Genomic DNA, 6,243 nt, shown 5'->3' on the forward strand with positions numbered 1-6,243 from the left:
GACCTTTTCTTCATCTTTATCACATGCTGCAAAAGGCAAAACCAGTCCTCTCCTGCACCTGAGCGCAGATCCTTTGTTTTTCGCCCCTGTTCCTGTAGGATACGAGTACCTGATATTGATACCTCACGTAATCATTATACGGTACTTCCTTTCTGAAGCTGTCCAACCGTAATCCGTCTATTCTGTCCTCAATGAACTGGATGAAGTTGCGGCAGTCCAAGAAATTGTCGAAACTGGCCAGGACGAAGCGCTTGAGACCCTTTTGTTCCATCACGTTACCATTTTTGGCATCTGCCACAATGGTCTTGAGATGGGAGTGAATGTAGCGGACGTATTCATCGCAATTTTTCCCTACATTGCCCGAATCTTTTTCTACCCCTCCCGGTCCGCAGTAATAGGCGGCAAGGGTGAGATATGGGTCTTTGAACTTCTTATGGAGATCCGAGAGCAGATGAACGCCTACGTCTATATTCGTTGCCGGGTTCAGGAGAAGATCAGGCTCCACTCCATAATCACCAGCGGTCTTCGGCATGATTTGCATGATCCCTAAGGCCCCCTTGGCACTTCGCGCCTCGGGATCGAAGAAGGACTCTCCCCTTGCCACGGCCAGCACGAAGGGCAGTGGCAGCCCGTACCTGGCAGCGGCCTTGGCGAACTCCTCCTGGTAGGGATAGCCGCTGACCTCAATCGGAGATTCGAAAACAGAGTTTAGATCCTGTTTGACGCCCTGGTCCGGGGAGACGGAGCAAGGGGCAGCTCCAGGCATCCCGGCACCAAGCGCTGTCAAAAAAAACAGGAACAACATGACCAGCCCGACCAGTTTAACATTAAAGCCCGATTTCATGGTCCGTTCACCTCCCATTGAATATCAACTCTCCGGCTCCGGTAACAGACAAAATGCCGTTCGCACCTTGGGCCTTTAATTCCTGAAATCGTCTATCCACCATCTCCTCAAGTCTTGAATCCGAGAAATGGACCAGCACCTGCTTGTCTGGAAAGGCCCTGATTGCAGGATAGGCCAAGGCCATCTGCTCCAGGAACCACTCCCGCTCCCTGCCGCTCCTTATCTTCCACAACACCTCAGGAAGACTGGTTACGCCCCGGAACCGGACTCCGCCCCTGTCCGGCAGGCCGGAAAAGAAGAGATCGAATCCGGTGGCCCTGGCCCTTCCGTACAGTTCCACCCTGCCGGCCTTGACAAGCTCCATTAGTCCATCCAGACTTTCGAATTGGAGTAACACCCCCCTTACTTCAGGAGGCTTAAGGGCGGATTTTGGTTTTTCCTCCTCTGGCTCCGCTGGCCTGGCTGGTGGGACTGGCCCAAAGGCGGCCTGTCTCGGAGTTTCAGCGGTCAGGGCCGGGGCTGGAGGCCTGCGCGTAGCAACATGTGTGGGCGGAGATGGTTTCGGGGCAGGCGGTTGCACCGGGGGTGCCGGTCGGGGCCTAGCCTTATCCTCCTGGACCATAGGCATGGGAGATGCGATGGACATGCCTTTTTTGCCATCATCCATTTTTGTTCTGGGTTCTTTGAAGGGTATGCTTTTTACCAGGGCGAAGATTATCCAGAAGACTATGCCGATTATGGCCGCAAACCGCATCACGTCGGTTTCCAGCAATTGGTCATCCTGGCTTGTATCTCCCCTCAATAGCCCGAATCTATCCACGTTCCGTCTCCATACCCAGTATCCGCCTGTCCCACTGTACGCCTATGAGAACAATCTTCAACATCTTCAGCAGGTAACCGCATACACCGCCCACTACTGTAGTGCTAAGCGCCAGCAACAGTCCACCATTTACCAGTTCCTTCAAAAGCCCCCATGCCGTAAGACTGGTCGCATCTCCTCCGCTGATACCGTCAAGGGCGTGCATAAGAGCGCTTTCCATGCCCACGGCAGTCCAAATGACGCCAACCCCGAAAAAGGTGGCTATTGTTGTGTTGAGCAGCCTGTCATAATAGCTGAGGCGTGCCAGATCCACCTCTTCCTCCATGAGGATGCCCCTTATCCTGGCTATCAGCCATCCATACAGCATCAAAAGGGCCCCGAAGGGAACCACGGACATCCGCAGATGCCGGTAGACAAATGCCAGTGGATTAAGCAGCCATGCCTGAGATGCGGTTACGGTCAGTATGCCGGAAAAGATGCCGAGCCCCAGAAAAAGGGCGGTCCAACAGAGGGATAAAAATAGCACCATGATCATATTCTTCATGATCAATCCTCCGCGCCTTTCCCTTCTTTAGACCGTAAAATCTCCGTCAGCCTGCTCCTGGCCGCCTCCACTTCAGATTCCATCAAGGGAATGCCCATGCAGCGAAACCCGGCCCTTTTCAACTCCTCCTCCCTGGCAAAGGCCTGTTTCAGGGAGGAAGGAGGAATGGTTCCAGGTTCCTGGAGAGTGACAAACCCCTTCCAGAAGGCCATCCTTACGATGGTGGAGGTTTCCTTTTCCCCAAGGCCGCTATCATGCAGGAACCTCCTCAGCGCCCCTTCAAGGCCAGATGGACTGGCGCACCTGTCTCCCTGGAGGAACTCCATGGCATGTTCCATAGCAGTGGCCAGGGTATCCTTGGAACCAGCGGCGCCAATGCTTTTTTTGACATGGGACTGTTGCTCCTGTTCCGACTCCAATGTGTCAGAACCGGCGTCTTCCGCAGTCCTATTGCCCTTGGTGTTTTTATCCTGTACAGCCGACAGGTCTTGGGCTGTTACGGCTGGAGAATGGGCTGATGCAAGCGGTCTTTCTCTTTTCTTCTCACCCGGTTCTGGAACTTCAATGTTTTTACCAACGCCCTTGACTGGCGATCGGAAACGCACAATCCCGGCACGTTCAAGACCCATTCCGATGACAAGGGCCAGAGCCATTGAAACAGCTATGAGAAGCAGTGGTCTCACGGGATCACTCCTCAGGATGGCACGCAGCCCACATGGTGTTATATACGTACATGGCCTTGACGAAATGGGAATCAGGCTTACCCTGGTTGCAGATGTTGAATCCGGCCTGTTTCAACTTGTATTCCTTTTCAATGTTCCTTTTTATCTCCGGCAGTTCACTGCAATAAGCGGTGACTGGGCTGCCGGAGGGAAGGCTTACGAATTGGGAAGAGAAGTAGTAGTTCCATGTGGTGACAGCCAGGTCAGGGGGCACCTTGCCGCTCATCTTCAAGGGATTTACGAAGTTTTCCCAAATGATGTCGGCATTTTTAGGAGAACGGCTGTTGCTGCACTGATCTACAAGCCGGGCAAACACCTCTTCGAAAAACTCCTGGCTGTAACGGTTGTTGTTAATCACCTCCAGCGCCTGTGCGGATGCCACTTCGGGCTTGAAGGAATCTATCTGGTCTATGGATGAGAGGGGTTGCTTCTCTACATTCCGGACCACTGGATCAGGATTGAGATTGGCGCATGCTGTAAATGCAAAGGTCAGCGCTACCAGTAAAATTATTGAAACCATCCTGTAAATCATGTCGTATGCCTCCTGTTTAAACCTTTGAGCTATAACTGTGCCCCTTATGACCTGGGGGCGAAGCCGCCTGTCTGTGGTTTTCCTGAGCCGCTTTTCTTATGGACCGCGCGGTTATAGTAATCGAGTACTTTCTGATTGGGCTTGGCGTAGAGACGGGTGCCGGTATATTGAATTCCCAGGACTTTGGGCATGGCGCTCACTCCCTTGGTGATGTTGAAGACTATCTCACCGTAGTCTCTCTGGGACTCCAGCATGAATTTGGCCTTGCTGAACTGATCGGCCAGGTAGCGCGCCCTTCGAGCCTTTTTCATCATGTTTATCCTGGCGTTGGCTGCCCTCACCGCTTCGGGCAACTCGTTGCCGAAATCAGGAACCAGCTTTTCAAGGGCGGTAAACAACTCGTCCGTGGGATCAGGAAAATCATCCATTGCCAGGTCGAAAGGGCTGCTCTCGTCACCTGGATCGAGTGCCCCCAGGGCCGGGGCATCGGCGTCACCGTTCATGGATGCCTGATACAGCTCCGCTGGGGTGCGGTCGATCCCGCTCCTGGCGAGTATCCTGTCGGAGGCCCTGGCCCCCTGTTCGTACCTGGCGGCCACGTCCGGCAGATAACTTGCCAGCTTGCCGTACAAGGCTATGCCAGTCTCGCGCATTTGTGCTGCCATTGCCTTACACGCGTCGCTGGCCGCCTCTGGATCGAAATTTTCTCCGCCGCATGACGTGCTCCAGGTGTTGTACTGGGTGTCAAACCTCTGGAGCAGCCTTGCTATTTCCCTGGACTTGCTGGACGAAGCCAGTTGGCCCAGCTCGGCCCTGGTGTTAGTGATCACCTTCTGGATCGCAACGCCGTTAGAGGCCCAGGCCGTTGGCCCCGCACAGGTTATCACGATCAAAACGATAGCCAGAAAAGATACCTTCATCTCATTCCTCCTTTGTCCAGACCTGGTTAATCAGTTGTTGTTGGCTATAGACGGACGGGGAAAATTTTTCTTCAAAATGTTTTTGACTCCATCCATGAAGAGCGCGGATCGCGCCCTCTGTATCCAACGGGGAAATATTTCTTGAAAAAAGGAGCGAAGCGACAAATCCACCGAGTTGTGGAGATATTCACTGCACCGGTAGTGTGGATTCAGCAATTATACTTCCCGCAGGTGGAATTGCAGAATGTGGAATATCTGTTATTACATTAAGAATTAAGATCGAAGGGAGGGAGATGGTGTGTTTTTTCCTTGCTTTAAAAAAGAATTCTAATCCAGTTATCACTGCCTTGTTTATCCTGTTTTGTCTAGTCTTTGTAATTCCTGTCTTGTCTTATGCCAGCCGTGGAATCACACCGGTGGCCCATATATCGGAAGATCAGGCCCGGCGTGTTGCCCTTGTGATAGGAAACGGGGCTTATGGAAATGCGCCACTCAAGAATCCTCCCAATGATGCAAGGGACATGGGTGCAAAACTCAAACGCCTTGGGTTCGATGTGACCCTTTTAACAGATGCGGACCAGCGGACAATGGAACAGGCCATCCGCCGTTTTGGCAGGAAACTGCGGCAAGGCGGTACCGGCCTTTTCTATTATGCCGGTCATGGCCTCCAGGTAGAAGGCAGGAATTATCTTATTCCAGTGGATGCCAAGATATATGACGAAACCGACGTAAAGTATAAGGCTGTGGACGTGGGCCTCGTGCTTGACACCATGAACCTTGCTGGAAACGGCCTGAATATAATTATTCTTGATGCATGCAGGAGCAATCCCTATACCCGCTCCTTCCGTTCCGCTGTCTCTGGCCTTGCCCGTATGGACGCTCCAACAGGCACCCTCATCGCCTATGCTACGGGTCCTGGCAAGGTGGCCGAAGACGGCACGGGCCGAAACGGCATCTACACCAAGCACCTCCTGAAATACATGGAGGTGCCTGGCCTGCCTGTAGAACAGGTTTTCAAGAACGTCAGAAAAGCAGTGATTGAAGAGACAGGCGGCAGACAGGTCCCCTGGGAGTCTTCATCCCTTATCGGCGATTTCTTTTTCTTGCCCGGCAAGCAACCAGTCAAGACTGCGACCAGTGCGCAACCACCGAAAGCGGTTCCCATACCGGTTAAAAAACGTGAACAGGTTTCAGAAGCACGGCAGATACGCGAGAAGGCCATTTCACTTTACGAAGGTACCGGAGGGCGGATCGACCATGAAGAGGCCATCCTGCTCTTCATCGAGGCTGAAGAAAAGGGAGATCCCATGGCCCGTATGTGGCTCGCCATGCTGTATTACAAAGGCGGTTGTGGTTTTAAGATTAATCCTGAAAAGGCAAAGATATTGGCTGATCAAGCCATAGGCCAGGTGAAGAAGGAGGCAGGCAGGGGCGACGTGGAGGCCATGTTTCTGCTAGGAAGTGCCTATGCGGATGGTTTAGGCATAGAAAAGGACTACGAGAAGGCGGTTTATTGGTTTCGTAAGGCCGCGGAAAAGGGGGAGCCTTTGGCCATGAACAACCTTGGATTTATGTATGAGAATGGCCTTGGGGTGTCACAGGACTACGCCAAGGCGTTTTACTGGTATCAAAAGGCCGCGGAAAAGGGGGAGCCTTTGGCCATGAACAACCTTGGATTTATGTATATGTTTGGCCTTGGCGTGTCAAAGGACTGCGCCAAGGCGGCTTACTGGTACCAGAAAGCGGCGAAAATGGGGAACTCTTGGGCCATGTCGATACTGGGACTGCTGTATGAGAATGGCCTTGGGGTGTCACAGGACTACGCCAAGGCGTTTTACTGGTATCAAAAGGCCGCGGAAAA

At 52.8% G+C, this 6,243-nt stretch carries 7 protein-coding genes; 1 reads left to right on the forward strand and 6 read right to left on the reverse strand.

What is annotated here, in order from left to right; all coding sequences use genetic code 11:
* Positions 1-19 precede the first annotated feature (19 nt).
* From DBT_RS11360 to DBT_RS11385, 6 genes are all read right to left on the reverse strand, one after another.
* Complete coding sequence (locus DBT_RS11360; RefSeq protein ID WP_067620761.1) at positions 20-844, reverse strand: lytic transglycosylase domain-containing protein; 825 nt, start codon at positions 842-844, stop codon at positions 20-22.
* A 7-nt stretch (positions 845-851) separates the two neighbouring features.
* A complete protein-coding gene (locus DBT_RS11365) occupies positions 852-1,472 on the reverse strand; it encodes a hypothetical protein (RefSeq protein WP_161939976.1) in 621 nt (206 codons plus the stop codon).
* A gap of 184 nt (positions 1,473-1,656) precedes the next feature.
* A complete protein-coding gene (locus DBT_RS11370; protein WP_067620767.1) occupies positions 1,657-2,208 on the reverse strand; it encodes a hypothetical protein in 552 nt (183 codons plus the stop codon).
* A gap of 2 nt (positions 2,209-2,210) precedes the next feature.
* The gene (locus DBT_RS11375) at positions 2,211-2,891 is read right to left on the reverse strand and encodes a hypothetical protein (RefSeq protein ID WP_067620770.1); all 681 of its coding nucleotides are present in this window, start codon (positions 2,889-2,891) and stop codon (positions 2,211-2,213) included.
* 4 nt (positions 2,892-2,895) lie between these two features.
* A complete protein-coding gene (locus DBT_RS11380; protein WP_067620773.1) occupies positions 2,896-3,462 on the reverse strand; it encodes a hypothetical protein in 567 nt (188 codons plus the stop codon).
* 44 nt (positions 3,463-3,506) lie between these two features.
* Positions 3,507-4,382, reverse strand: coding sequence for a hypothetical protein (locus DBT_RS11385; RefSeq protein ID WP_067620775.1), 876 nt, complete (start codon positions 4,380-4,382; stop codon positions 3,507-3,509).
* 203 nt (positions 4,383-4,585) lie between these two features.
* On the opposite strand from DBT_RS11385, the gene DBT_RS11390 reads away from it, so the two are divergent.
* On the forward strand, positions 4,586-6,243 hold a 1,658-nt coding region (locus DBT_RS11390), incomplete at its 3' end, for a caspase family protein (RefSeq protein WP_067620778.1).

This window comes from Dissulfuribacter thermophilus, assembly GCF_001687335.1.
In the GTDB taxonomy this organism is placed as follows: domain Bacteria; phylum Desulfobacterota; class Dissulfuribacteria; order Dissulfuribacterales; family Dissulfuribacteraceae; genus Dissulfuribacter; species Dissulfuribacter thermophilus.

Bases quoted from the DNA above. Each gene is read 5' to 3' on its own strand.
- DBT_RS11365 (WP_161939976.1), bottom strand. From the start codon at position 1,472: ATGCCTATGGTCCAGGAGGATAAGGCTAGGCCCCGACCGGCACCCCCG.
- DBT_RS11385 (WP_067620775.1), bottom strand. From the start codon at position 4,382: ATGAAGGTATCTTTTCTGGCTATCGTTTTGATCGTGATAACCTGTGCG.
- DBT_RS11360 (WP_067620761.1), bottom strand. From the start codon at position 844: ATGAAATCGGGCTTTAATGTTAAACTGGTCGGGCTGGTCATGTTGTTC.
- DBT_RS11380 (WP_067620773.1), bottom strand. From the start codon at position 3,462: ATGATTTACAGGATGGTTTCAATAATTTTACTGGTAGCGCTGACCTTT.
- DBT_RS11370 (WP_067620767.1), bottom strand. From the start codon at position 2,208: ATGAAGAATATGATCATGGTGCTATTTTTATCCCTCTGTTGGACCGCC.